Here is a 23370-nt window from a genome sequence, read left to right as displayed (position 1 = left end):
GAGCGCGCGCACGTTGCACGTTCGACGTCGCGCGCGGATTCGACACGATGACGCGCGCTTCACGCCATCCCTTCCTTGAAGCCGGCGCCACGCGCCGAACGCGATCACGCGTGATCCGGATTCCGATTAGGATAGGCACGATGCATCCTGCGGCCGCAGCGGCGCGCGCCGGCATGCACGACCTTCAACCGGAATCCAGCCGATGACGATCACGACCCGCCTGCTCGATGCGGCCGACGCCGCCCGTTTTCAGACCGTTCGCCTGCGTGCGGTCGACACCGCACCCACGTCTTTCCTGCCGACGCTCGACGAGGAATCGCAGGTGCCGGTCGACGAATTCGCGACGCGCATCACGCCGACCCACGAGCGCGCGGTGTTCGGCGCGTTCGACGGCGACACGCTCGTCGGCATCACCGGCGTGCGCCGCGATGCACGCGTGAAGATCGCGCACAAGGCGACGATCTGGGGCGTGTTCGTCGATCCCGCGTATCGCGGGCGAGGCATCGCGCAGGCGCTGCTCGAAAGCGCGACCGGGCATGCCGCGCAGGCGTGGGCCTGCAAGCAGCTGATGCTGTGCGTGAACGAGGTCAACGGCACCGCGGAGCGGCTGTATGCGTCGCAGGGGTTCGTGCGGTTCGGCACGGAACCGCGCTCGCTGTTCGTCGACGGCAAGTTCTACGACGAGCACCACATGGTGAAGACGCTCGCGTAACGCGTTCACGTTCGCTTGCTTTTGCTTTTGCCGGTGCCGTCGCGTTCGCGTGCATCGAGCGGCCACCCCGCACGCGAACGCCCTTCCTGCCTCACCTCATTGCATCACCGCTTGCCGGTGATCGTCACGTTTGCCAGCGTCATCGCGCGCACGTTGAACGCATCGATCGGCCCCGGCGACGTGACTGACCGTCAGCGTGCGCGCCGGTCCAGCCGATGAAGGCGCGGCGCGATACCGTTTCGAACGGCGGCAATGGGCACTCCTGCAAGACAAGGGAGCATCGATGCGCCGCTCGGCAGATCACAATTCATACGTCGTCGTATTACATTGCTGGATCCAGACGCAATTGAGGCGAGGCATGCATTCGTCGATGACGCTTTCTCTAATGACTTTATGCATCGTATGTATGTGCACACTCACGTATTAAAGCGCGCATTTAGAGATACGTTGTCGTATGTTTATGCGCAAAAACTTCAACCAAGCCTCTCCGGCTAACCTATCCATCCGTATGGTTCTCTCCGCGTCCACCGCCACCCCGCGTCGGTAATTCCGCCTCTGTTCAGCCCCCTGCCGCCCGCGCTATCGTTTCCCCTTCTTCACAGCCCAGGAGCTGCCTTTGCCTTCCCGCCACGGAGTCGACCTCATCCGCGCCCGCGCGCTGTTCGATCGCGAGCGCCAAGCGTTCGCCGAAGCCATGCCGGTCTCCCGCGCGCTGTCCGCGGAAGCGTCCGAGCACCTGCTGTTCGGCGTGCCGTTGCACTGGATGCAGGACTGGTCGACACCGTTCTCGCTGTACGTGAAGGAGGCGCGCGGCGCGACGTTCACCGACGTCGACGGCCATCGCTACGTCGACTTCTGCCTCGGCGATACCGGCGCGATGTTCGGCCATGCGCCGGAACCGGTCGCCCGCGCGCTCGTCGAGCAGGCCACGCGCGGCTACACGACGATGCTGCCGAGCGAGGACGCCGCATGGGTATCGCGCGAACTCGCACGCCGCTTCAGGCTGCCGGTCTGGCAATTCGCATTGAGCGCCAGCGACGCGAACCGCTTCGTGCTGCGCTGGGCGCGCGCGGCCACCGGCCGCAATACGATCGTCGTGTTCAACGGCTGCTATCACGGCACGGTCGACGACGTGTTCGTCGATCTCGTCGACGGCCGCCCGGTGCAGCGCGACAGCCTGCTCGGGCAGTCCTACGACCTGCTCGCGAACACGCGCGTCGTCGAATTCAACGACCTGGCCGCACTCGAAGCCGCGCTGAAACATGGCGATGTCGCGTGCGTGCTCGCCGAGCCCGCGATGACGAACATCGGGATGGTGCTGCCCGACCCGGGCTTCTGGGAGGCCGCTCGCGAACTGACGCGCCGCCACGGCACGCTGCTCGTGATCGACGAGACGCACACGATCAGCAGCGGCCCCGGCGGCTACGCGGTCGCGCACGATCTCGAACCGGACATGCTGGTGGTCGGCAAGCCGATCGCGGGCGGCGTGCCGTGCGCGGTGTACGGTTTCAGCGCCGAATTCGCCGAACGCGCGAAGCAGGCGAAGCTGAACGCGCCGCCCGGCCATTCGGGCATCGGCACGACGCTCACCGCGAACATGCTCGCGATGCATGCGATGCGCGCGACGCTGGCCGACGTCGCGACCGACGCCGCGTATGCGCACATGTTCGAACTCGCCGCGCGGCTGGCGACGGGCCTCGAACAGGCGATCGCGAAACACGGGCTGCCGTGGTGCGTGACGCGCATCGGCGCGCGCACCGAATTCCAGTTCGCGCCCGTGCCGCCGCGCAACGGCACGCTGGCCGGCGCGCAGCTCGACAGCGAACTCGAGCACATCGTGCACCTGTACCTGTTGAATCGCGGCGTGCTGATCACGCCGTTCCACAACATGATGCTCGTGTGCCCACAGACGACGGCCGACGATGTCGACCGGCTCGTCGCGCAGTTCGACGCGTGCCTCGGCGAACTGGTGTGAGGGGCTGACGCACGGTACGGCGCCCGCCCGGGCGGGGGCGTGCGCGCCGTGCCGCTTCGCCTGCTACTTCCGTTAGACCGCCCGCAACGCGCGCCGCGCCACTTCCGCGAAATACCGCGCGCCGACCGGCAAGATCGCGTCGTTGAAATCGTACGTCGCGTTGTGCAGCGGCACGCCGCCGTGGCCGGCCGCTTCGCCGTTGCCGATGAACACGAAATTGCCCGGCACCGCCTGCAGGAACGCGCCGAAATCCTCCGAGATCATCATCGGCTGCACGTCGGCGTTCACCGCGTCGGCGCCGGCAATCTGCGCGGCGGCCTGCACGGCCGTGTCGACCCATTCCGCGGAATTCACCGTCGGCGCGAACTCGTGCGTGTACTCGAACGTGCAGGCCGCGCCGTGCGTGCGGCAGATTCCTTCGCTGATCTCGCGCATCCGCGTTTCCAGCAACGCCTGCACGTCGCGCGAATAGCTGCGCGTGTCGCCCTTGATCGTCACCGTCGACGGCAGCACGTTGCGCAGCCCGTCGGTGATGAATTCCGTGCACGAGATCACGGCCTGCTGGCCCGGGTCGAGATTGCGCGACACGATCGTCTGCAGCGCGAGCACGATCTGCGAACCGATCACGATCGGATCGATGCCCATGTGCGGCCGCGCCGCATGCGTGCCGCGCCCGTCGATCCGGATCACGAAATTGTCCTCGCTCGCCATGATGCCGCCCGCGCGCGTCGAGAACGTGCCTGCACGCATGCCCGGCATGTTGTGCGCGCCGAAGATCGCATCGACCGGAAAGCGCTCGAACAAACCGTCGGCCATCATCGCCTTCGCGCCGCGGCCATGCTCTTCCGCCGGCTGGAAAATGAAGCGCACCGTGCCGTCGAAATCCTTGCGCTCGGCCAGCAGCTGCGCGGCGCCGAGCACCATCGACATGTGGCCGTCGTGCCCGCACGCATGCATCTTGCCCGGCGTGCGCGATGCATGTTCGCGGCCCGGTGCGTGCTCGGCGATGTTCAGCGCGTCCATGTCCGCGCGGATGCCGATCGCGCGCGAGCCAGTGCCGGCCGTCAGGTTCGCGACGAGCCCCGTGCCGCCGATCCCGCGATGCACGTCGAGCCCGAGTGTCTTCAGGATGCGCGCGACGTAGTCCGACGTGTTCACTTCTTCGAAACCCGTCTCCGGATACTGGTGCAGATGGCGGCGCCAGGTCTTGAGTCGCCCCTGGAGCGTGCTTTCTTCGCTTGCGTCGGTTGGGTCCATTGCGTTCGCCTCGTCGGTCGTCATGTCGTTCAGGCGGCCACCGCCGTGCGGTTCAGCCAGTCGCGCTGCCGGGCGAGCACCGCGTCGGCCGTCTCGCCGACGCAGCGCCGGTACACGGACGGCGCCGTCGCGCCTTCGGTATTGATCGCCAGCACGCGCGCGTTCGCGTCGAGCCCGACCTGCCGCGCGAGCGCCGGGTCGCGCATCAGCACCGCCAGCCCCGCGACGCCGGCCGCGCCCGATTCGCCGGCGACGAGCGGCACGTCGCGGTCGCTGCCGGCCGCGAGACCGCGCATCGCCTGCACCGCGTCTTCGTCGTCGATCAGCATGAAGTGGTCGATGCACATCTCGAGGAAATCCCACGCGAGCGGCGACGCCTCGCCGCACGCGAGCCCGGCCATCACCGAATCGACGCTGCCGGTCGCCCTCGTCGCGCGCCCCGCCAGCGCGCTCTGGTACAGGCAATCGGCCTGGCGCGGCTCGACGACGACGAAGCGCGGCCGCTGCACGCCGTCGCGCTCCCAGAGATAGCTCGCGACGCCCGCGGCGAGGCCGCCCACGCCGCCCTGCAGGAACACGTGCGTGAACGGCCGCCCGTCGTCGTGCGCCGCCTGCGCGGCCGCTTCGGCGGCGATCACGCCATAGCCCTGCATCACGTCGCGCGGAATCGCTTCGTAACCGTCGTACGACGTATCCGACACGACGTACCAGCCGTTCGCCTGCGCGAGCTGCGCGGCGCAGACGACCGACTCGTCGTAGTTCCCCGCGATACGCACGATCCGCGCGCCGTACGCCGAGATCGCGCGTTCGCGCTCGGCGTCGACGTTCGCGTGCAGCACGATCACGCACCCGCAGCCGATCGCGCGCGCGGCGGCGGCCAGCGCGCGGCCGTGGTTGCCGTCGGTCGCGCTGATCACCGTCAGGTCGGCCAGCGCCGACGCATAGGCGCCGGTGACGAGCCCTTGCGGATCGAGATCCTGCGTGCGGCGCAGCCGCTTCACGAGCCGCACCAGCGCGATCGGCGCGCCGAGCGCCTTGAAGCTGCCGAGCGGCGAGCGGCACGATTCGTCCTTCACGCCGACGCTCGCGACGCCGAGCCGCGCGGCGAGATCGGGCAGCGCGCGCAGCGGCGTGCGCGCGTGGCCGACGAGCGGCCAGTGCGACAGCCACGCGCCGCTTTCGTCGGCCGAGGCGATGTTCATCACGCGGCGCAGCGCGTTCGGGTAGGCGGTGCGCGACGCGCGCGGGTTGGCGATCAGCATGGCGGAAGGTTCCTGAGCGGGACCGCGCGCGGGCGGCCTGTCGGGTGGGTCGGATCGGGTAGGCGCCGGTTGCGCTCGCCGTCGGTTGGAAAATAATATTGCGCACGCCAGACAATAAAATCGCCAAATCGACGGCTTCAACGCAAAAATTTCTCATTCTTTCGAGGTTTCACGCGCCATCATGACGACCCCACTCGATGCGTTCGACCGCAAGCTGCTGATGGAACTCCAGCGCGACGCGCAAACGCCGCAGGCCGAGCTCGGCGCGCGCGTCAACCTGTCGACCGCCGCCGTGAACCGGCGCTTGCGGCGTCTCGCGGAAGACGGCGTGATCGAGCGCTACACGGCCGTGATCGCGCCGGACAAGGTCGACCATCCGCTGACGATCGTCGTGAACGTCGAAGTCGAGAGCGAGCAGATCGACCAGCTCGACGCAATGAAGCGCGCGTTCGAGCGCTGCCCGCAGATCCAGCAGTGCTACTACGTGACGGGGGAATGGGATTTCGTGCTGATCCTCGCAGTGCGCAACATGGATCAGTACAACGCGCTCACGCGCGAGCTGTTCTTCGCGAACAACAACGTGAAGCGGTTCAAGACGCTCGTGAGCATGAGCCGCGTGAAGGTCGGGCTCGACGTGCCGGTCGATCCCGGCGAGTGAGTGAGCGCCCGCTTGCAGGCATGAAACGGCCGGCGCGAGACTGCACGCGCCGGCCGCTTCCCATCGACGGCTACGTCAACGACAACTGAAGCTCGCGGCCGAATTCACGTCGCCCGAGCCGTTGTAGCGCGCGACCTGCGGATACGGACACAGCGGCCGCGTGCGTCCGGCGCCCCACGACGTGGGCACGTCCGCGCTCGGCACCGCATTGGTCGTGTCGCGCGCGGCGGCCACGATCGCGGCAGGCGCCTGCCCCTGCTCGACCCACGCGACGAGCGGCGTCAGCATGTCGAACTGGTCGGTCGCCGGCCCGCCCGAGCAATGGTTCATCCCCGGCACCGGATAGAAGCGCGCGAAATCCGACGCATCGCCGCCGTTCGCCTGCGCGACCTTCGCGTACCAGTCGCGCGTGTCGTTGAACGAAAACACCGGGTCGCCCGTGCCGTGATAGGCGATCAGCTTCGCGCCGCGCGCCTTCAGCGCGGACAGGTTCGTCTCGTCGGGCGGCGTCATGAACGACCACGACGATTGCGTGTACGTGCCGTTCGTCGCGAAGATCGCCGGCGCATCGTTGTCCATGTCGAAGCCGAGCGCGAAGCCGGCAAGATTCGCGAGCGTCGCGGCGGTTTTCGGCGGCGTCATGAACGTGAACGCCATCGCGGCCGGATCGAGCGTGACCGAGTTCGACTGCTTCCATGCGGCCCAGCCGCCGGCGGCCACGCCCGGATCGTACGGAAAGCTCGCGTACAGCGCCGTGCCCGCGCTGTTGCGCGCCCCCGCGAACACGTTCTCCAGCGCGGTTTTCTGCGCGGGCGTCAGGCAGGCGCCCGTGCGCGTGCCGTTCGCGCAGGTCGGGATATCGGCATCGACGCTGAAATGCGCCTGGCATGCGGCGACGTCCTGCACCATCCCGTCGGCCGCGCCGTCGAGCGCATCGCATTTCTCGAGGATCTTCGCGCCGACGAACTGCCGCTCCGCATCGTTGAAGCCGCTGCGGATGTCCGGCAGCCCGTTCGAGCCGGTGGCCGACGCGATCTTCGCGAACTGCTGCGCGCCGTACATCTCGCCGATCGCCGCCTTCGGCAGATGGAAACCCGGATCGCCGGCGATGATCCCGTCGTAGTCGGCCGGATTGCGCACGGCCGTGACCATCGCATGCCGGCCGCCGTTCGAGCACCCGCCGAAATAGCTGCGATCGGGCGCCTTGCCGTAAGCGAGCCGGATCACCTGCTTCGCCATCGGCGTGAGCGCGTCGACCGCGCCGTAGCCGTAGTCGAGCCGCGCCTGCGGGTCGAGGCCGAACAGCGGATTCTGCGCGGCGCTGTGCCCGGAATCCGAGCTGATCACCGCAAAGCCCTGGTTCAGCGCATTGGTCAGCGGCCCGCCGCCGCCGATCGCGCCGGTCGCGGTGACGACGCTGCCATCGAGCCCGCCGTTCGCCTGGTAGAAGAAGCGGCCGTTCCACGCTTTCGGCAACCGCATCTCGAAGCCGATCGCATAGGTGTTGCCGTCCACCGCGCTCACGCGCTCGTTCATCTTCCCTGCGATCACGCAGTGCTCGGCGACCGGCTTGCCGGCCACCGTCAGCGCACCGGCGGCCGCGGTCGTCACCGACGTGAACGACGTGTTCGCATACGCCAGTTTCGCGGCGAGCGCGTCGCAGGTCTGCGCCATCGCGGCCGGCGTCGCGGCGCTCAGATGCGTCGGCGCGGAGCTGACCGAATCGTCGCCGCCGCAACCGGCGAGCACGGCCGCAGCGGAGAGCGGCGCGATACAGAGGAATGCAGATTTCCTGTTCAAGATAACTCCCGTTGGGTTCGTCACGCCGGTGAATCAGAACATGTGCCGCACGCCGACCATCGCGCCGAGCTGCCCCATCCCTTCGCCGGGCGTCGTGCCGGGCCCGCCGCCGCTGACCGCGTAGCGTGCATGCGCGCTGTTCCACAGATACGACGATTGCGCATAGACGGCCGTGCGCTTGCTCAGCAGATAGGTCGCGCGCAGCGTCGCCATCGTCGCGCGCGTGTCGTGCGCGGTATTGACGATCCGGTAGCCTTCGCCGTCGACGACGAAATCGGGCTTCACCGCATACGACGCGCCGACGAAGAACAGGTCGGAATGCGCGCCGGGCGCGGCCGGCGAACCGGTCGACACGCGCCGCCCGATCCAGCCCGCGCCGATCTTCGCGCCGGCCGCCTGCGCATACGCGCTCACGTGCACCCGCGCATCCTTGCCGGCGTGGCTCGTGAACGCGACCGGCGCGACGCCGTCGAAGAAGTTCGCGGCCGCGCCCGTGCCGCCGCGCTGCTCTTCATACGACGCCGCCGCGCCGAAGTTCGCGCTGTCGTACTTGAGCATCACCGACCAGTTGCGGCATTGGACCGCGTCGCCGGGCACCTGCCCCGCGCACGTGCCCTGCCCCGGCGAGTTGCCGGTGCCCGCGCCGTCGCGGCCGAACGAATACGCGGCGCCGAGCGTCACGCCGCGATAGGTGCCGAGGTAGGTCACCGCGTTGTCGGCGCGGCCGTTCGGCACGTAGGCGTCGAACGAGCCGAGCCCGTAGATGTCGGGGCCGATGATGTCCGCGCCCTGCAGCGCGAGGTAGGTCATCGTGTACTGGCGGCCGAACGCGAGCGTGCCGAAACCGCCCTTCAGCCCGACGAACGCCTGCCGGCCGAACAGCCGGCCGCCCTGGCCGAGATCGCCGCCGCGCACGTTGAAGCCGCTTTCCAGCGTGAATACCGCCTGATAGCCGCCGCCGAGATCCTCGTTGCCGCGCAGCCCCCAGCGCGACGGCAGTTCGCCCGTCACGGCCGGCATGCGCACGACGTGGTCGCCGGCCGCGTTCGCGTGCGACACGTATTCGACGCCCGTGTCGATGATCCCGTACAGCGTCACGCTCGATTGCGCATGCGCGCCGGTCGCGGCCAGCGCGCATGCGCCGGCTGCCAGCAAGGCTTTGGTGTGCTTCATGATGGGTGTCTCCAGACCTGTGTCGATATCGCGCTCTGTCGGCGCTCGTGGATGAAAGAAACGGAACTCAGTCGTGTGCCTGCGGCCGCCGGATCAGCACCAGCGCGGCGACAGCGGCGACCAGCGTGACGGGGATGCTCGCGCCGATCACCATCGGCGCACTGCGCCCGGCGGCCAGCAGCGTCGCGGCCGCGAGCGGCCCGACGACGGAGCCGAGCCGGCCGACGGCGACCGCGGAGCCGACGCCGGTGCCGCGCATCGCGGTCGGGTAATACATCGCGGCAAGCGCATACAGCACCGACTGGCCGCCGACGACGAACATCCCTGCCGCGAATGCCGCGACGGACAGCCAGACCAGCCCCGGCGCGACCGCCAGCGCGGCAAGCGACAGCACGATCCCCGCATACATCCCGACGACGACCCGCGACGGCTTCATCCGGTCCATCGACATGCCGATGCCGAGCACGCCGAGGCCGCTGCCGATGTTGAAGAAGATCTGCACGATCCCGGCCTGGCTGCGCGCGAGCCCCTTCGCCGCCATCAGCGACGGCAGCCAGTTCAGCAGGAAATACAGCACGATCAGCGTGCAGAAATAGCTGAGCCACAGCGCGAGCGTGGTGCCCGTGCGCGCACCGCCGAACAGCGTGTGCGCGACGCCCGGACGCGCGGCACCCGACGCGCTGACGTCGAGGAACGCGCGCGATTCCGGCAGCAGGACGAGCAACAGCGGAGCGAGCAGCAGCGGCCCGACGCCGCCGACGTAGAAGATGTGCCGCCATTCGGTGTCGCCGGCCAGCAGCACGCCGATCAGCGACGCGATCATGCCGCCGAACGGAATGCCGCAATACATCACGGCCACCGCGCTGCTGCGCGAGCGTGCGTCGACGGCTTCGGAAGACAGCGCGATCAGGTTGGGCATCGCGCCGCCGAGCCCGAGGCCGGTCAGCGCGCGCACCACGACCAGCATCGCGAAGGTCGACACCTGCGCGGTCGCGATCGACAGCAGTCCGAACAGGCAGACCGACGCGATCAGCACCCGTTTGCGGCCAACGCGGTCGGCGAGCCAGCCGCCGAGCATCGCGCCCGGCAGCAGGCCGAACGTGCCCGCGCTGAACGCGAGCCCCATCTGGGACACCGTCAACCCGAATTCATGCGCCATGCGCGGTGCGGCTACGCCCACCGACTGCAGGTCGAGCCCCTCCAGCAGCGCGATCGCGAAACACAGACCGAGCGTCGTCGCGACGGCCGGCCTTGCGGCAACGGTAGTATCCATTTCGTCTCCAAGCCTTGACTTGCGCGACATGCCCTAATGCATGCGCGGGGTCATTTTTCATGATCGGATCACGTACCACAAAATATCAGGCAACCTGATTCAGTGTCCGAAATAAAATCCGCTCGGCAGCGGGCCGTACGGATCGTCATCCCTTCACGGGACGGGACGATTTAATAACAGGTAACCTGATATTTCAAGTGTGCGGAGCGCCGGTGTTAACCCGCAAGGCGCGCGGAAACCGGCCGGACACGGCCGCGCGGAACGCGCAATGTGCCGAAAGGGACGGACGCTCAGTCGCGCAGGTTGCGCACGAACAGTTCGAGCGTGTGCTGAACCTGTGCGACTTCGTCGGTGGTCACGTCGTCGCCGAGCATCCGGCGCTCGAGCGGGCGCAGCACCCGTTCGCAGTCGCGCAGGATCGCCGAGCCTTCGCCGGTCAGGCGCAACAGGATGACGCGGCCGTGGTTCGGATCGGCCTCGCGCGTGACGAAGCCGCGGGCGGCCATCGCCACCATCACCTCGTTCGCGGATTGCGGCGTGATGAACGAACGCACCGCGAGCTGCGCGTTGGACAGCGCGCCGCGTGCCTCCAGCACCGACAGCGCCGTGTATTGCGCGAGCGTCACGCCGAGCGGCGCGAGCGCATCGCTCATCTGGCGGCGCAGCAACCGGTCGAGATTGCCGATCAGGTAAGTCAGCCGCTGCTGTGCACGCATCGGCGATTTGGCTTCGGTGGCGCGGGCAGCGCGTTTCGCGCCGGCCGGTTTGACGGGAGTCGAACTCATGAACGTGTCGGGAGGAATATCGCGGGCCATCTTACCTCACGCGGCCAGCACGGCGGACAGGCGCGCGAGGACTCGATCACGGCGGCCGGCGCACTGTATACACGCCCCCAGGTTTCCGGCTGTTTCGATCGTCGTTTACCCGAGGATCCGCACGATTCTGCTTGATCGTGCAGCAGCGATGTATACAATTTTCTCAGGCAACCTGATAACGACGCACGTCGACGCAGACGTTGCGGCATCGCCCCGATACTCGCCATGACCGACCTCGACACCTCACCTTCCGACCTTCGCACCGCTTCCCCGTCGCAAACCGTCCGTACGCTGCTCGGCCTGCGCGAGCTCATCGTCAGCGGCGAACTCGCGCCCGGCGCGCGCATTTCCGAACTGTGGGTCGTCGAGCGGCTCGGCGTGTCGCGCACACCGGTGCGCGCGGCACTGATCCGGCTGCAGGAGGAAGGGCTGATCGAGCCGATCGCCACCGGCGGGTTTGCGGTGCGCGCGTTCTCGGCACGCGAGATCGGCGACGCGATCGAGCTGCGCGGCACGCTAGAAGGGCTCGCCGCGCGATTCGCGGCCGAGCGCGGCGTGCCGCCGTCGATCCTGCGCGACCTGCATGCGTGCGCCGACGAAATCGACGTGCTGCTCGCCGGCCCGCTGACCGACGACACGTTCTCCCGCTACGTCGACGCGAATGCCCGTTTCCATCGGCTGCTCGCGGCGGCGGCCGGCAGCGACGTGGTCGCGCGGCAGATCGACAAGGTCGCGACGCTGCCGTTCGCGTCCGCGAGCGCATTCGTCGTCGTGCAATCGCTCGATCCGCGCGCGCGGGACACGCTGATCGTCGCCCAGGCCCAGCATCGCGCCGTGCTCGACGCGATCGAATGCCGCCAGGGTGCGCGCGCTGAAGCGCTGATGCGGGAGCACGCGCAGATCGCGCACGGCAACCTGCGGCGCGTACTCGACAACCAGCGCGCGATGACGCGGCTCAAGGGCGGCAACCTGATTCGCCGCGACGCCGGCTGACCGGCGCGCGGCCTCTTCGCACGGTGCATGAAGCATGAGGCACCGTTCATTCAACGAGACGCCTGGCGTGCGCGCACGCCATGGAGGAGACGCATGTTCCTGAAAAACGCGTGGTATGTCGCGTGCACGCCCGACGAATTCGCGGGCAAGCCGCTCGGCCGGCAGATCTGCGGCGAGCGGATGGTGTTCTTTCGCGACGCGGAAGGCGCGGTCGCCGCGCTCGAGGATTTCTGCCCGCACCGCGGTGCGCCGCTGTCGCTCGGCACCGTCCGGGACGGCCGGCTCGTGTGCGGCTATCACGGGCTGACGATGGCGTCGAACGGCAAGTGCACGAGCATGCCGTGCCAGCGCGTCGGCGGCATTCCCGCGATCCGCACCTATCCGGCCGTCGAGCGGTACGGCTTCGTGTGGGTGTGGCCCGGCGATCCGGAGCGCGCCGATCCGGCCGCGATCCACCGCCTCGACTGGGCCGACGATCCGGGCTGGGCCTACGGCGGCGGCCTGTATCACATCGGCTGCGACTACCGGCTGATGATCGACAACCTGATGGACCTCACGCACGAAACCTACGTGCATGCGTCGAGCATCGGGCAGCCGGAGATCGAGGAAGCACCGCCTGCGACGAAAGTGAACGGCGACACGGTCACGACCAGCCGATTCATGGAAGGCATCGTTCCGCCGCCGTTCTGGGCGGCCGCACTGCGCGGCAACGGCCTGGCCGACGACGTGCGCTGCGACCGCTGGCAGATCTGCCATTTCACGCCGCCGAGCCACGTGATGATCGAGGTGGGCGTCGCGCATGCGGGCAAGGGCGGTTACGACGCGGACCCGCGCGACAAGGTGTCGAGCATCGTCGTCGACTTCATCACGCCGGAGACGGAAACGTCGATCTGGTACTTCTGGGGCATGGCGCGCAGCTTCGCGGTCGACGATCGCTCGCTGACGGAGACGATCCGCAACGGTCAGGGTGCGATCTTCGCCGAGGATCTCGACATGCTCGAAGCGCAGCAGCGCAACCTGCTGACCTGGCCCGACCGGCCGCTCCTCAAGCTCAACATCGACGCGGGCGGCGTGCAGTCGCGGCGCGTGCTCGACCGGCTGATCGACCAGGAGCGCGCCGCCGCGCTGTCGTGCTGACCGCGACCCGCACCGTCGCGCCGCGGCGGTGCAGGTCGCTCACTCCCTTCTTCCCATGAAAGTCACCGTCACCCGCAAGCTTCCCGCCGCGACCGACATCTGCGTGTTCGAACTGGCGTCCGCCGACGGCGCCGCGCTGCCGCCGTTCAAGGCCGGCGCGCATATCGACGTTCACGTCGGCGGCTTCGTCCGCCAGTACTCGCTGTGCAACAGCCCGTCCGAAGCGGGCGTCTACCGGATCGGCGTGCTGCACGCGCCCGCGTCGCGCGGCGGTTCGCGCGCCATGCATGCGTGCGAGCCCGGCGCGACGCTCGACGTCAGCGCCCCGCGCAATCATTTCCCGCTCGCCCCCGATGCCGCGCACAGCGTGCTGCTGGCCGGCGGCATCGGCATCACGCCGTTGCTCAGCATGGCCGCACACCTGATCGAGACCGGACAGTCGTTCGAACTGCATTACTGCGCGCGCGAGCCGGCGCGCGCCGCCTTTCTCGACCGGCTCGACACGCCGGGGCTGAAGGCCCGCACGCGGCTCTGGTTCGACGACGCGCCGGCCGGCCGGCGCATCGATTTCGCGCAGCTGCTCGCGAGCCCCGCACCCCGCACGCATCTGTACGTGTGCGGCCCCGGCGGCTTCATCGGCGCCGCGCTGGCGGCGGCGACCGACGCAGGCTGGGACCCGGCGAACGTGCATCGGGAGCACTTCGGCCCGGTCGGCCCGGATGCGGATGCCGCACCTTCCGGCGGCGGCGACGAAGCTTTCCAGGTATCGCTCGCGCAATCGGGACGCGTGGTCGACGTGCCCGCCGGCACATCGATCGTCGAAGCGCTGCGCGGCTGCGGCATCGACGTGCCGGTGTCGTGCGAACAGGGCGTTTGCGGCACGTGTCTCACGCGCGTGCTGTCCGGCACGCCCGATCATCGCGACGTCTATCTGACCGACGACGAACGCGCGGCCAACGACCAGATGCTGCCGTGCTGCTCGCGCGCGGTGACGCCGATGCTGGTGCTGGATCTGTGAAGGTGTCCGTGAAGCGGCGCCCGGTCGCGAAGCACGCGGCCCGGTGCCTGTTCACGTTGATGACAAGCTTGCGAACGTGCCTCGATCGGTGTCCTCGACGGGACCGCATTCGGGGCACGTGCGACGCGTGAGACGCGCCGTCTGCCTGGGAAATTCGTTCGCCTCCGCGCCAGCGTGTCGGGCCGTTCGCCGATGACGAACGGCCTGTCGCGCCTCAACGCGCGATACCGGTTGCCCGGCCATTCAGCTCGCGCGCGTCACGCGCCGCGCGGGCCTGCGAGGAGCACGCCCGCGTCGGCGGCGTCGGCCGCATGCATCGCGTCAACGAGCGCCGCGCGCTGCGCGAGCACCGCGCGCTGGTTGATCGACCCCTTGTCGGTCACTTCGCCGAGATCGAGCGAAGGCGGCGTGTCGAGCAGGCACAGCCGCGCGATGAACGTCGCGCTGCCGGTTGCCTCGCGGTTCAGCTGCGCCAGCAGGCCGGCAAAGAATGCCCGCACGCGCGGCGCCTGCAGCACGGTACGCACGTCGGCGTCCGGCCCCGCGCCGGCAAGACGGCGGCACTCGTCCACACGCGGGAAGATCATCACGCCGACGTCGTCCCGGTTCATCCCGGTCACGACCGCGTCCTGCACATACGGCGCGCCGTTCGACACGATCCGCGCGCGCATCGGCCCGACGCTCACGAAGGTGCCCGACGACAGCTTGAAATCCTCGGCGATGCGGCCGTCGAACATCAACCCGATCTCCGGGCGCTGCGCGTCGACGAAACGCACCGCGTCGCCGCTGCGGTAGTAGCCTTCGTCGTCGAAGACTTCCCGCGCGTCGTCGCCGCTCGCGCGCCAGTAGCCGGCCATCACGTTCGGCCCGCGAAAGCGCGCTTCGAGCTTGCCGTCGACCGGCACCAGCTTCGCATCGCAGCCGGGGGCGGGCAGCCCGATGTAGCCGGCGCCCGACATCGGCCCCGTGGTGAACATGCAGGAAGGCGCGGCTTCGGTCATCCCGAGACCCGCCATGATCCGGATGCGCTCGCCGCAGTGCGCGAGCGTCACGCGTTCGAGCCGGTCCCAGGCGGCCTGCGACAGCCCCGCGCCCGCGAAGAAATACATCTTCACGCGCGAGAAGAAGGTCGCGCGCAGCGCGGCATCGGTTTCGAGCGCGGCGGCGAGTTCCTCCCAGCCTTTCGGCACGTTGAAATACACCGTCGGCGCGATCTCGCGCAGGTTGCGCAGCGTCTCGTCGAACTTGCCCGCCACCGGCCTGCCGTCGTCGACGTACAGCGTGCCGCCGTTGTACAGCGCGATGCCGACGTTGTGGCTGCCGCCGAACGTATGGTTCCACGGCAGCCAGTCGACGAGCACCGGCGGCTCGATGCCGAATTGCGGAAACGTTTCGAGCAGCATCTGCTGGTTGCTGCACAGCATCCGGTGGGTGGTCGGCACGGCCTTCGGCATGCGCGTCGATCCGGACGTGAACAGGAATTTCGCGATCGTGTCGCCGGTGATCGCGTCGTGCGCCGCGTCCACGCTGTGCGGCGCCGTGTCGAGCAGCGCCGCGAAGCGCGTGACGCCGCGCATCCCGTCCGGCGCCGACACGACCACGCGCTCGACGTCGTCCGGCACCGTCGCATCGAGCGCCGCGCGAAACGCGTCGCCGTCGGCGGCAAACACCAGCCCCGGCGTCAGCAGCGCCAGCGCATGGCGGAGCTTGCCGTAATCGCTCGAGACGAGCGAATACGCGGGCGACAGCGGTGCGTATGGAATGCCGGCCCACATCGCGCCGAAGGCGATCTGCAGATGTTCGAGATCGTTGCCGGACAGGATCGCGACCGGACGCTCGGCCGACAACCCGCGATCGAGCAGCGCCTGGCCGATCGCACGCGCGCGTTCGAGCATTTGCGCATAGCTGATGCCGACCCATGCGCCGTCGGCGCCGCGTTGCGCGACGAGCCAGCGGTCCGGGTGCGCCTGCGCGCCGCTGACGAGCCGGTCGGTCAGGCGGCGCGGATACGCGCCGAGCGCGGTCGTTGCGCGCAGGGTCCAGCAGCCGTCGCGCTGCGCGATCTCGGGCGGCGCCGCGCCGATCGCGACGGGACGGTAACCGGCGAGGTCGGGCTGCACGGCGGCCGTGCCGCGCAGGGGAGTCGGATCCGCATCCAAGGTTTGTCTCCAGTCGGTTCCGCCGGCGCGTTGGGCCGCGCCGGCGGACACTGCGTTGTGTCGTTGTCGTCGTGTTTGCCGCGAGGCGGCGGCCCGCTCAGATCGGGTAGTGGCGCGACCCAGTCTGCACGGTGATCCAGCGCAGGTCGGTGAATTCGGCGATCGACGCCTTGCTGCCGAACCGGCCGTAACCGCTCGCCTTCACGCCGCCGAACGGCATCTGCGCCTCGTCGTGCACGGTCGGGCCGTTGATGTGGCAGATGCCCGACTCGATCCGTTTCGCGACCTGCATCGCACGCGCGATGTCGCGGCTGAACACCGCCGCCGACAATCCGTATTCGCTGTCGTTCGCGGCGGCGAGCGCTGCGTCGTCGCCGTCGACGCGCTGCACGGTCACGACCGGCCCGAACGATTCGTCCGCGTAAAGCTTCATGTCGCGCGTCACGCCGTCGACGATCGTCGGCTGCATCACCGCGCCGTCGACCTCGCAGCCGAGCGGCAACGCCGCGCCGTGCGTGCGCGCATCGGCGACCAGCGCGGCGATGCGCTGCGCGGCCGCCGCGCTTTCGAGCGTGCCGAGCATGACGCCCGGCGCGGCCGGGTTGCCGGCCTTCAGCGTACGCGCTTTCGCGACGAGCTTGTCGACGAACGCGTCCGCGACCTTGCGGTCGACGATCACGCGCTCGGTCGACATGCAGATCTGCCCCTGGTTGAAGAATGCGCCGAATGCAACCGCGTCGACCGCGGCATCGAGATCCGCGTCGTCGAGCACGAGCACCGGCGCCTTGCCGCCGAGTTCGAGCAGCGCCGGCTTCAGGTGCTGCGCGGCGAGCGTCGCGACGATCCGGCCGACGCGCGTCGACCCGGTGAAGTTCACGCGCCGCACGGCCGGGTTCGCGATCAACCGCTCCACGATCGCGGGTGCGTCCTGCGGCGCGTGCGTGATCACGTTGACGACGCCGTCGCCGAGCCCCGCTTCATGCAGCACGCTGCCGATCAGCCGGTGCACGCCGGGGCAGCCTTCGGACGCCTTCAGAACGACCGTGTTGCCGCAGGCGAGCGGCATCGCTAGCGCGCGGGTCGCGAGGATCACCGGCGCGTTCCACGGCGCGATCCCGAGCACGACGCCGCACGGCTGGCGCACGGCCATCGCGATGCTGCCGGGGACGTCGGACGGAATCACCGCGCCGTCGATCTGCGTCGTCATCGCGGCGGCCTCGCGCAGCATGTTCGCCGCGAGCATGACGTTGAAGCCGTACCAGTTCGCCATCGCGCCGGTTTCGGCCCGGCCGGTCTCGATGAATTCGCCGGCGCGCGCATCCATCCGGTCGGCCGCCGCCAGCAGCCGCCGACGGCGCTCGGTCGGCCCGAGCGCGGCCCACGCCGGGAACGCGCGCGCCGCCGCCGCGACGGCGGCATCCGCATCGGCGAGCGTCGCCGCCGCGGCGCGCGAGGCCACCTGCCCCGTCGCCGGATCGATCCGGTCGAACGTGGCGCCGTCCGACGCGCCGCGCGACACGCCGTCGATCAACAAACTCACTTCGTGCATTTCGCTGTCTCCCCTCAGTCCGTTTGCGTGCCGCTTCGCGCGTCAGCGCTTGTACGCCTGCAGGCCCGGCTTGATGCTCTTGTCGTCGAGGAACTGCTTGAGCCCCTGCTCGCGGCCGCCTTCCGGATCGCGATGGTTCGCCTGGTCGAGCTTCGCGTACAGGTAGTCCTCGTTCTGCTCCCACGTCAGCTCGCGGCAGCGCTTGAAACCGTGCTTCGCATTGCGGATCACGACCGGGTTCTTGTCGAGCAGCTTCGCGGCCAGCGCGAGCACTTCGTCGCGCAGTTGCGCGCGCGGCACGCTCTTGTTGACCAGCCCCATCTGCGCGGCCTGCTGCCCGGTGAAGGTATCGCCGGTCATGATGTAGTACAGCGCCTGGCGATGGCCGACCGTGTCCGCCATCGCCTTGCTGACGAGGTTGCCCGGCGGGATGCCCCAGTTGATCTCCGACAGGCCGAACACGGCTTCGTCGGCCGCGATCGCGAGATCGCACGCGACGAGCGGCGAGAAGCCGCCGCCGAAGCACCAGCCGTTGACCATCGCGATGGTCGGCTTCGCGTACATGCGCAGCAATTGCCACTGCCAGCGGCTCGCGTCGCGGCGGATCTTTTCCTGCAGGATTTCCGGGCCCGCGTCGATTTCCCGGAAGTACTCCTTCAGGTCCATCCCCGCCGTCCACGCGTCGCCTTCGCCGGACAGCACGAGCACCTGCGCTTCCGGATCGAGCTCGATCGTTTCCAGCACGTCGATCATCTCCGAATTCAGCGTCGGGCTCATCGCGTTGCGCTTCTCCGGACGGTTCAGCGTCACCCATGCGATCCCGCCCTCGACCGCCACTTTCACGGTGTTCCAGCGACCTTCGTAACTCATCTTCGTTCTCCAATGACAGTGCCGCCCTACGCGACTCGTCGCCAATTTACTATCAGGTAGCCTGATATGTAAAGTAGAATGGAAACGGCTCGGGAGAAACCCCTAATCGGGCGCAAACACACGAAAAACACGTCGCCACGGCGACGAATCACGACATGAGGAGACACGCTTGGACATCCGGAACCTGATTGCAATCGACACGCACGTGCACGCCGAAGTGTCGTGCTGCCAGCCGCCCGACCTGTTCGCGAAGGCATTCGACGATGCGGCCGACAAGTACTTCGGCACGGTGCTGAAGCAGGGCCGCCGGCCGACGATCCCGGAGACGATCGCGTATTACCGCGAGCGCCGCATCGGCTTCGTGATGTTCACCGTCGACTGCGAGACGAACATCGGCCGGCGCCGCATTCCGAACGAGGAGATCGCCGGTTTTGCGCAGGAGAACAGCGACATCATGATCGCGTTCGCGAGCATCGATCCGCACAAGGGCCGCTTCGGCGCGCGCGAGGCGCGTCGCCTGATCGAAGAACACGGCGTGAAGGGCTTCAAGTTCCACCCGACGATGCAAGGGTGCTATCCGAACGACCCGATCGCCTATCCGATCTATGAAGTCATCGCCGAATACGGGTTGCCGGCCGTGTTTCACAGCGGCCATTCAGGCATGGGATCGGGCATGCGCGGCGGCGGCGGGCTGCGCCTCAAGTATTCCGAACCGATTCACCTCGACGATGTCGCCGCGGATTTTCCCGACATGAAGATCGTGATCGCGCATCCGTCGTGGCCGTGGCAGGAGCAGGCGCTGTCGATCGCGCTGCACAAGCCGAACGTCTACATCGATCTGTCGGGATGGTCGCCGAAGTATTTCTCGCCGGAGCTGGTCAAGCATGCGAACACGCTGCTGCGGCACAAGGTCCTGTTCGCATCGGATTTTCCGCTGATCCGGCCGGATCGCTGGCTGGAGGATTTCCAGGGCGCCGGCTTCCGGCCCGACGTGCATCCGCTGATCCTGAAGGACAACGCGGTGGCGTTGCTGGGGCTTGACGCGGAACAGGCGTCACGCGTCGATGCGGGGATGTGAGGAACCGGAAGCGCGACGATCGCGGTGAACGCAGCGCGGCAGCCGGTCGTACGCTGCCGCGCCGCCGTACTCAGGCCGTGGCGCGGCCCGCAAAGCGCGCGGTCGGCAGCCCCGCATGGTGCGTCCGGGCCACGAACACGCCGCCGGCATCGGCATCGCTCGCCAGCGCGGCGTCGCTCAGCCCGACACGCGCGCTCGTCACGTACAGCCGGCCGTCGCCGTCGAGCGCCACGCAGCTCGGCTGCGCGGTCGGCACGGCGACGCGTTCGGTCTCGCCCCCATCCGGCCCGTAGCGCACGACCCGCCGGCCGCCCCACTGCGCATTCCACAGCCCGCCGTCTCGATCGACGATCGAGCCGTCCGGGTCGCCGTCGACGTCCGTCAGCCGCGCGAACGGCCGCACGTTCGCGACGTCGCCTCCCGCGCGGTAATCGCACACGAAAATCTCGCGCACCAGCGAATCGCAGAAATACATCTTCGAGCCGTCCGGCGAAAACCCGATGCTGTTCGCGATCGCCGCCGCCGGCAACGCAAGCCGTTCGAGCGTGAGATCCGGATTGAGCCGATAGAACCCGCCGACCGCGCGCGGCGGCTCGCCGCCCTCGTCCTTCATCCCGAACACGAATGCGCCAGCCCCGTCACAGCGCCCGTCGTTCAGCCGCGTCGGCAACTCGGGCTCGACGTCGACGATCCGCGTGAACGCGCCGCTGCGCAGGTCGAAAAACGCGAGATGCGTCGCGAGCCCGACGAGCAGCACGTCCGGATCGCCGGTCAGCGCGAAGCACGCGAGCCGCTCGGGCATCGCCCACGACGTCAGGTCGGCGCCGTCCGCACGGCAGCGCCACAGCCGCGCGCCTTCGATGTCCACCCAGTACAGCGCGTGCGTCTTGTCGCACCACGTCGCGCCTTCGCCGAGCGTGTTGCGGGTGTCGGCCAGCAGCGTCGCCGACGCGGCCGGTTGAGTCTGTTGCATGCCGTCTCCCGATATTCGTCGTATTTGCAGGCGGCCGCGCGTGGTCGAAGTCAGATCTTCATCGCGCGCCGCTGGTTGCGACGATACTGGTCGAACAGCACCGCGAGCAACAGAATTCCGCCGCGTATCAGATATTGGTAAAAGGTCGGCACGTTCAGCAGGCTCATCGCATCCTGCACGGAGCCCATGATCAGCACGCCCACCAGCACGCCGGAGATCGTCGCGACGCCGCCCGTCAGCGATACGCCGCCGAGCACGCACGCGGAGATCACGCCGAGTTCAAGGCCGACCGACGTCTTCGGGTCGCCGAGGCTCATCCGCGACGCGAGCATCACGCCGGCGAAGCCCGTCACGAGCCCCTGCAGCACGAACACCGTGATCTTGATGCGCATCACCGGCAGCCCCGCGAGCAGCGCGGCTTCGCCGTTGCCGCCGACGGCCAGCACGTTCTTGCCGAACACCGTCTTGCGCAGCAGGAAGCCGAACACGACGAAGCCGACGATGTTGCTCCAGATCGGATACGAAATGCCGAGGAACGAGCCGCCGCCGAGATCGAAGAAGCGCTCCTCGGAGATCATCACCGCGTCGCCGTTCGACGTGATGAACGCGAGCCCGCGCACGACTTCCATCATCGCGAGCGTGACGATCAGCGAGTTGATCCGGTAGCGCGCGATCAGCACGCCGTTCACGAGCCCGACCGTGCCGCCCGCGAGCACGCCGGCCGCGATGCCGAGCACGACGCTGTGCGTCGCGGTGATCAGCGTCGATGCGACGACGCCCGCGAACGCGACGATCGACGCGACCGACAGGTCGACTTCGCCGAGCGCGAGCACGAACATCATCGTCACCGCGATCGAGCCGATCAGCGTGACCGACAGCAGCAGGCCCTGGATGTTGCGCGGCGTGAGGAAGTCCGGCACCGTCAGCGACAGCGTCGCGAACAGCACGAGAAACACCATCACGATGCCGGAGCGGTTGATCAGCTGCCACACGCCGCTGCGCGCGCGTGCAGGCACGGCGGCGGCATCGGGTGACGGGGAAGTGCGTTGGGGTTGCATGGCCTGGCTCATGTCGTATGCGTTCCGGTTGTTGCAGCGCGCCGCTAGCGCGGCAGTGCGAGCTTGATCAGCGCGTCGGGCGTCGCGTGCGCCTTCGCGACCTCGCCGGCGATCCGTCCTTCCTTCATCACGATGATGCGGTCCGACACGCCGATCACCTCGGCCAGATCGCTCGACACGAGGATCACCGTGCGGCCCGCTTCCGCGAGTTCGTAGAACAGGTTGTAGATTTCCGCGCGTGCGCCGACGTCGATGCCGCGCGTCGGCTCGTCCATCAGGAACACGTCGATGCGCTCGGCCAGCCAGCGCGCGAGCACGACCTTCTGCTGGTTGCCGCCCGACAGCGCGCCGATCGGCGTATCGCCGTCGCGGGTCTTGATTGCCAGCCGCTCGATGTAGCGTTGCGCGAGTTCGCGTTCGCGCCGTCCGTCGAGCAGCACGCGCGCCGGGCTGAAATGGCGGCGCGCGCTGATGTTCAGGTTGTCGGCCACCGACGCGATCGCGACGATGCCTTCCTGCTTGCGGTCTTCCGGGCACAGCGCGATGCCGGCGCGCACCGCGTCGCGCGGGCTGCCGAACGCGACGCGCTTCCCGTTCAGCTCGACATGCCCCGCGCTCGGGCGCACCGCGCCGTACAGCAGCTTCATCAACTCCGAGCGGCCCGCGCCGACGAGCCCGAAGAAGCCGACGATCTCGCCGCGCCGCGCGGTAAACGACACGGGTTCCGCAAGGCCGGGCCCCGCGAGCCCCTTGGCCTCGATCAGCACGTCGCCGGCCGTGCGCGGCCGATAGCCGTACACGTCCTCGATCGAGCGGCCGACCATGCAGCCGATCAACCGGTCGCGATCGAGATCGGCGACGGAATCGAACGTGTCGATGCGGCGGCCGTCGCGAAACACGGTCACGCGGTCGCACAGTTCATAGACCTCCTCCATCCGGTGCGTGACGTAGATGATCGCGCGGCCTTCCGCGCGCAGCGCGCGGATGATCCGGAACAGTTGCGTGGTTTCGCGCGCGGACAGCGAACTCGTCGGCTCGTCGAACGCGATCACGCGTGCATCGCGCATCAGCGCCTTGCCGATCTCGATCATCTGGCGCTGACCGATCGACAGATACTTCACCGGGATGCCGGGATCGATGTGCTCGCCGAGCCGCTCCAGCGCATCGAGCGCGCGCGCGGCGAGCGTGCGCTCGTCGACCACGCCGAGCCGGCTCGGCAGCTGCCCGAGCATCAGGTTCTCCGCGACCGTCAGCTCGGGCACCAGATGCAGCTCCTGGTAGATGATCGCGATGCCGGCCTCGAGCGCCGCGCGCGTCGACGCGAAGCGCTGCACGGCGCCGTTCAGCATCAGCGTGCCGGCCTGCGGCTGGTTCACGCCGGACAGCACCTTCAGCAGCGTCGACTTGCCCGCGCCGTTCTCGCCCATCAGCCCGTGCACTTCGCCCGCCCGCACCGACAGCGACACCGCGTCGAGCGCACGCACGCCCGGGAACGTCACCGTGATGCCGTCGAGCGCGAGCAGCGGGCTATCCGGCGTCGGCATTCCCGCTTCGGCGTCGCGCCCGGACACGGCCGTCATCGTCTGCATCGTCATCGCGTTCTCGCCTCG

General features: G+C 68.6%; 19 protein-coding genes. 7 read left to right on the top strand and 12 right to left on the bottom strand.

Annotation, left to right across the window (positions count from 1 at the left end):
* Window positions 1–202: 202 nt before the first annotated feature.
* Window positions 203–712, top strand: coding sequence for a GNAT family N-acetyltransferase (locus AC5LXX_RS16650; protein ID WP_493412301.1), 510 nt, complete (start codon window positions 203–205; stop codon window positions 710–712).
* Window positions 713–1328: 616 nt separating this feature from the next.
* Window positions 1329–2687 carry an aspartate aminotransferase family protein gene (locus AC5LXX_RS16645; protein ID WP_493412300.1) on the top strand — a complete coding sequence of 453 codons (1359 nt, stop codon included), beginning with the start codon at window positions 1329–1331 and terminating at the stop codon, window positions 2685–2687.
* 72 nt (window positions 2688–2759) lie between these two features.
* Here AC5LXX_RS16645 and AC5LXX_RS16640 read toward each other — a convergent pair whose 3' ends face one another.
* Window positions 2760–3944 carry a M20 aminoacylase family protein gene (locus AC5LXX_RS16640; protein ID WP_493412299.1) on the bottom strand — a complete coding sequence of 395 codons (1185 nt, stop codon included), beginning with the start codon at window positions 3942–3944 and terminating at the stop codon, window positions 2760–2762.
* A 29-nt stretch (window positions 3945–3973) separates the two neighbouring features.
* Window positions 3974–5206, bottom strand: a complete 1233-nt coding sequence (locus AC5LXX_RS16635; RefSeq protein ID WP_493412298.1) for a diaminopropionate ammonia-lyase — start codon at window positions 5204–5206, stop codon at window positions 3974–3976.
* A gap of 181 nt (window positions 5207–5387) precedes the next feature.
* Here AC5LXX_RS16635 and AC5LXX_RS16630 point away from each other — a divergent pair, with 181 nt between their 5' ends.
* A complete protein-coding gene (locus AC5LXX_RS16630) occupies window positions 5388–5864 on the top strand; it encodes an Lrp/AsnC family transcriptional regulator (RefSeq protein WP_309288222.1) in 477 nt (158 codons plus the stop codon).
* 75 nt (window positions 5865–5939) lie between these two features.
* Here AC5LXX_RS16630 and AC5LXX_RS16625 read toward each other — a convergent pair whose 3' ends face one another.
* The 4 genes from AC5LXX_RS16625 to AC5LXX_RS16610 all read right to left on the bottom strand — a co-directional run bounded on the left by AC5LXX_RS16625 (window position 5940) and on the right by AC5LXX_RS16610 (window position 10895).
* Complete coding sequence (locus AC5LXX_RS16625) at window positions 5940–7664, bottom strand: tannase/feruloyl esterase family alpha/beta hydrolase (RefSeq protein WP_493412297.1); 1725 nt, start codon at window positions 7662–7664, stop codon at window positions 5940–5942.
* 33 nt (window positions 7665–7697) lie between these two features.
* Window positions 7698–8837 (bottom strand): porin, encoded by a 1140-nt coding sequence (locus tag AC5LXX_RS16620; RefSeq protein ID WP_493412296.1) that lies wholly within the window; start codon window positions 8835–8837, stop codon window positions 7698–7700.
* Window positions 8838–8904: 67 nt separating this feature from the next.
* A complete protein-coding gene (gene mhpT, locus AC5LXX_RS16615; RefSeq protein ID WP_493412295.1) occupies window positions 8905–10110 on the bottom strand; it encodes a 3-(3-hydroxy-phenyl)propionate transporter MhpT in 1206 nt (401 codons plus the stop codon).
* A 290-nt stretch (window positions 10111–10400) separates the two neighbouring features.
* Window positions 10401–10895 carry a MarR family winged helix-turn-helix transcriptional regulator gene (locus AC5LXX_RS16610; RefSeq protein ID WP_493404398.1) on the bottom strand — a complete coding sequence of 165 codons (495 nt, stop codon included), beginning with the start codon at window positions 10893–10895 and terminating at the stop codon, window positions 10401–10403.
* Window positions 10896–11150: 255 nt separating this feature from the next.
* Here AC5LXX_RS16610 and AC5LXX_RS16605 point away from each other — a divergent pair, with 255 nt between their 5' ends.
* The 3 genes from AC5LXX_RS16605 to AC5LXX_RS16595 all read left to right on the top strand — a co-directional run bounded on the left by AC5LXX_RS16605 (window position 11151) and on the right by AC5LXX_RS16595 (window position 14073).
* The gene (locus tag AC5LXX_RS16605; protein ID WP_493412294.1) at window positions 11151–11918 is read left to right on the top strand and encodes a GntR family transcriptional regulator; all 768 of its coding nucleotides are present in this window, start codon (window positions 11151–11153) and stop codon (window positions 11916–11918) included.
* A gap of 93 nt (window positions 11919–12011) precedes the next feature.
* Window positions 12012–13055: an aromatic ring-hydroxylating dioxygenase subunit alpha gene (locus AC5LXX_RS16600; protein WP_493412293.1), complete on the top strand. Its 1044-nt coding sequence runs from the start codon at window positions 12012–12014 to the stop codon at window positions 13053–13055.
* A gap of 55 nt (window positions 13056–13110) precedes the next feature.
* Window positions 13111–14073 (top strand): PDR/VanB family oxidoreductase, encoded by a 963-nt coding sequence (locus tag AC5LXX_RS16595; RefSeq protein ID WP_493412292.1) that lies wholly within the window; start codon window positions 13111–13113, stop codon window positions 14071–14073.
* A gap of 257 nt (window positions 14074–14330) precedes the next feature.
* Here AC5LXX_RS16595 and AC5LXX_RS16590 read toward each other — a convergent pair whose 3' ends face one another.
* The 3 genes from AC5LXX_RS16590 to AC5LXX_RS16580 form a co-directional block, all read right to left on the bottom strand.
* A complete protein-coding gene (locus tag AC5LXX_RS16590) occupies window positions 14331–16232 on the bottom strand; it encodes a feruloyl-CoA synthase (protein ID WP_493412291.1) in 1902 nt (633 codons plus the stop codon).
* Between the two features lie 97 nt (window positions 16233–16329).
* Window positions 16330–17781, bottom strand: a complete 1452-nt coding sequence (locus AC5LXX_RS16585) for an aldehyde dehydrogenase (protein ID WP_493412290.1) — start codon at window positions 17779–17781, stop codon at window positions 16330–16332.
* Between the two features lie 42 nt (window positions 17782–17823).
* The gene (locus AC5LXX_RS16580) at window positions 17824–18651 is read right to left on the bottom strand and encodes a p-hydroxycinnamoyl CoA hydratase/lyase (RefSeq protein WP_124450773.1); all 828 of its coding nucleotides are present in this window, start codon (window positions 18649–18651) and stop codon (window positions 17824–17826) included.
* 169 nt (window positions 18652–18820) lie between these two features.
* Here AC5LXX_RS16580 and AC5LXX_RS16575 point away from each other — a divergent pair, with 169 nt between their 5' ends.
* The gene (locus AC5LXX_RS16575) at window positions 18821–19729 is read left to right on the top strand and encodes an amidohydrolase family protein (protein WP_493412289.1); all 909 of its coding nucleotides are present in this window, start codon (window positions 18821–18823) and stop codon (window positions 19727–19729) included.
* A 70-nt stretch (window positions 19730–19799) separates the two neighbouring features.
* Here the strand turns inward: AC5LXX_RS16575 and AC5LXX_RS16570 are convergent, their stop codons facing one another.
* Genes AC5LXX_RS16570 through araG form a run of 3 tightly spaced genes read right to left on the bottom strand, consistent with a single transcriptional unit; the run spans window position 19800 to window position 23355 of the window.
* Complete coding sequence (locus tag AC5LXX_RS16570; RefSeq protein WP_493412288.1) at window positions 19800–20702, bottom strand: SMP-30/gluconolactonase/LRE family protein; 903 nt, start codon at window positions 20700–20702, stop codon at window positions 19800–19802.
* A gap of 50 nt (window positions 20703–20752) precedes the next feature.
* On the bottom strand, window positions 20753–21772 hold the full coding sequence (gene araH / locus AC5LXX_RS16565) for an L-arabinose ABC transporter permease AraH (RefSeq protein WP_493412287.1): 1020 nt from the start codon (window positions 21770–21772) through the stop codon (window positions 20753–20755).
* A gap of 32 nt (window positions 21773–21804) precedes the next feature.
* Window positions 21805–23355 (bottom strand): L-arabinose ABC transporter ATP-binding protein AraG, encoded by a 1551-nt coding sequence (araG, locus tag AC5LXX_RS16560; protein WP_493412286.1) that lies wholly within the window; start codon window positions 23353–23355, stop codon window positions 21805–21807.
* Between the last annotated feature and the right edge of the window lie 15 nt (window positions 23356–23370).

It is taken from the genome of Burkholderia torrens (assembly GCF_984668525.1).
The sequence above is the reverse complement of the archived record's forward strand: the minus strand, read 5'-3'. Positions and strand labels throughout refer to the sequence as shown.

Excerpts from the sequence above, each read along its gene's own strand:
- AC5LXX_RS16580 (WP_124450773.1), bottom strand. The coding sequence starts at position 18,651 with ATGAGTTACGAAGGTCGCTGGAACACCGTGAAAGTGGCGGTCGAGGGC.
- AC5LXX_RS16650 (WP_493412301.1), top strand. The coding sequence starts at position 203 with ATGACGATCACGACCCGCCTGCTCGATGCGGCCGACGCCGCCCGTTTT.
- mhpT (WP_493412295.1), bottom strand. The coding sequence starts at position 10,110 with ATGGATACTACCGTTGCCGCAAGGCCGGCCGTCGCGACGACGCTCGGT.
- AC5LXX_RS16605 (WP_493412294.1), top strand. The coding sequence starts at position 11,151 with ATGACCGACCTCGACACCTCACCTTCCGACCTTCGCACCGCTTCCCCG.
- AC5LXX_RS16620 (WP_493412296.1), bottom strand. The coding sequence starts at position 8,837 with ATGAAGCACACCAAAGCCTTGCTGGCAGCCGGCGCATGCGCGCTGGCC.
- AC5LXX_RS16585 (WP_493412290.1), bottom strand. The coding sequence starts at position 17,781 with ATGCACGAAGTGAGTTTGTTGATCGACGGCGTGTCGCGCGGCGCGTCG.
- AC5LXX_RS16640 (WP_493412299.1), bottom strand. The coding sequence starts at position 3,944 with ATGGACCCAACCGACGCAAGCGAAGAAAGCACGCTCCAGGGGCGACTC.
- AC5LXX_RS16595 (WP_493412292.1), top strand. The coding sequence starts at position 13,111 with ATGAAAGTCACCGTCACCCGCAAGCTTCCCGCCGCGACCGACATCTGC.
- AC5LXX_RS16570 (WP_493412288.1), bottom strand. The coding sequence starts at position 20,702 with ATGCAACAGACTCAACCGGCCGCGTCGGCGACGCTGCTGGCCGACACC.
- araH (WP_493412287.1), bottom strand. The coding sequence starts at position 21,772 with ATGAGCCAGGCCATGCAACCCCAACGCACTTCCCCGTCACCCGATGCC.
- AC5LXX_RS16610 (WP_493404398.1), bottom strand. The coding sequence starts at position 10,895 with ATGAGTTCGACTCCCGTCAAACCGGCCGGCGCGAAACGCGCTGCCCGC.
- araG (WP_493412286.1), bottom strand. The coding sequence starts at position 23,355 with ATGACGATGCAGACGATGACGGCCGTGTCCGGGCGCGACGCCGAAGCG.
- AC5LXX_RS16600 (WP_493412293.1), top strand. The coding sequence starts at position 12,012 with ATGTTCCTGAAAAACGCGTGGTATGTCGCGTGCACGCCCGACGAATTC.
- AC5LXX_RS16630 (WP_309288222.1), top strand. The coding sequence starts at position 5,388 with ATGACGACCCCACTCGATGCGTTCGACCGCAAGCTGCTGATGGAACTC.
- AC5LXX_RS16635 (WP_493412298.1), bottom strand. The coding sequence starts at position 5,206 with ATGCTGATCGCCAACCCGCGCGCGTCGCGCACCGCCTACCCGAACGCG.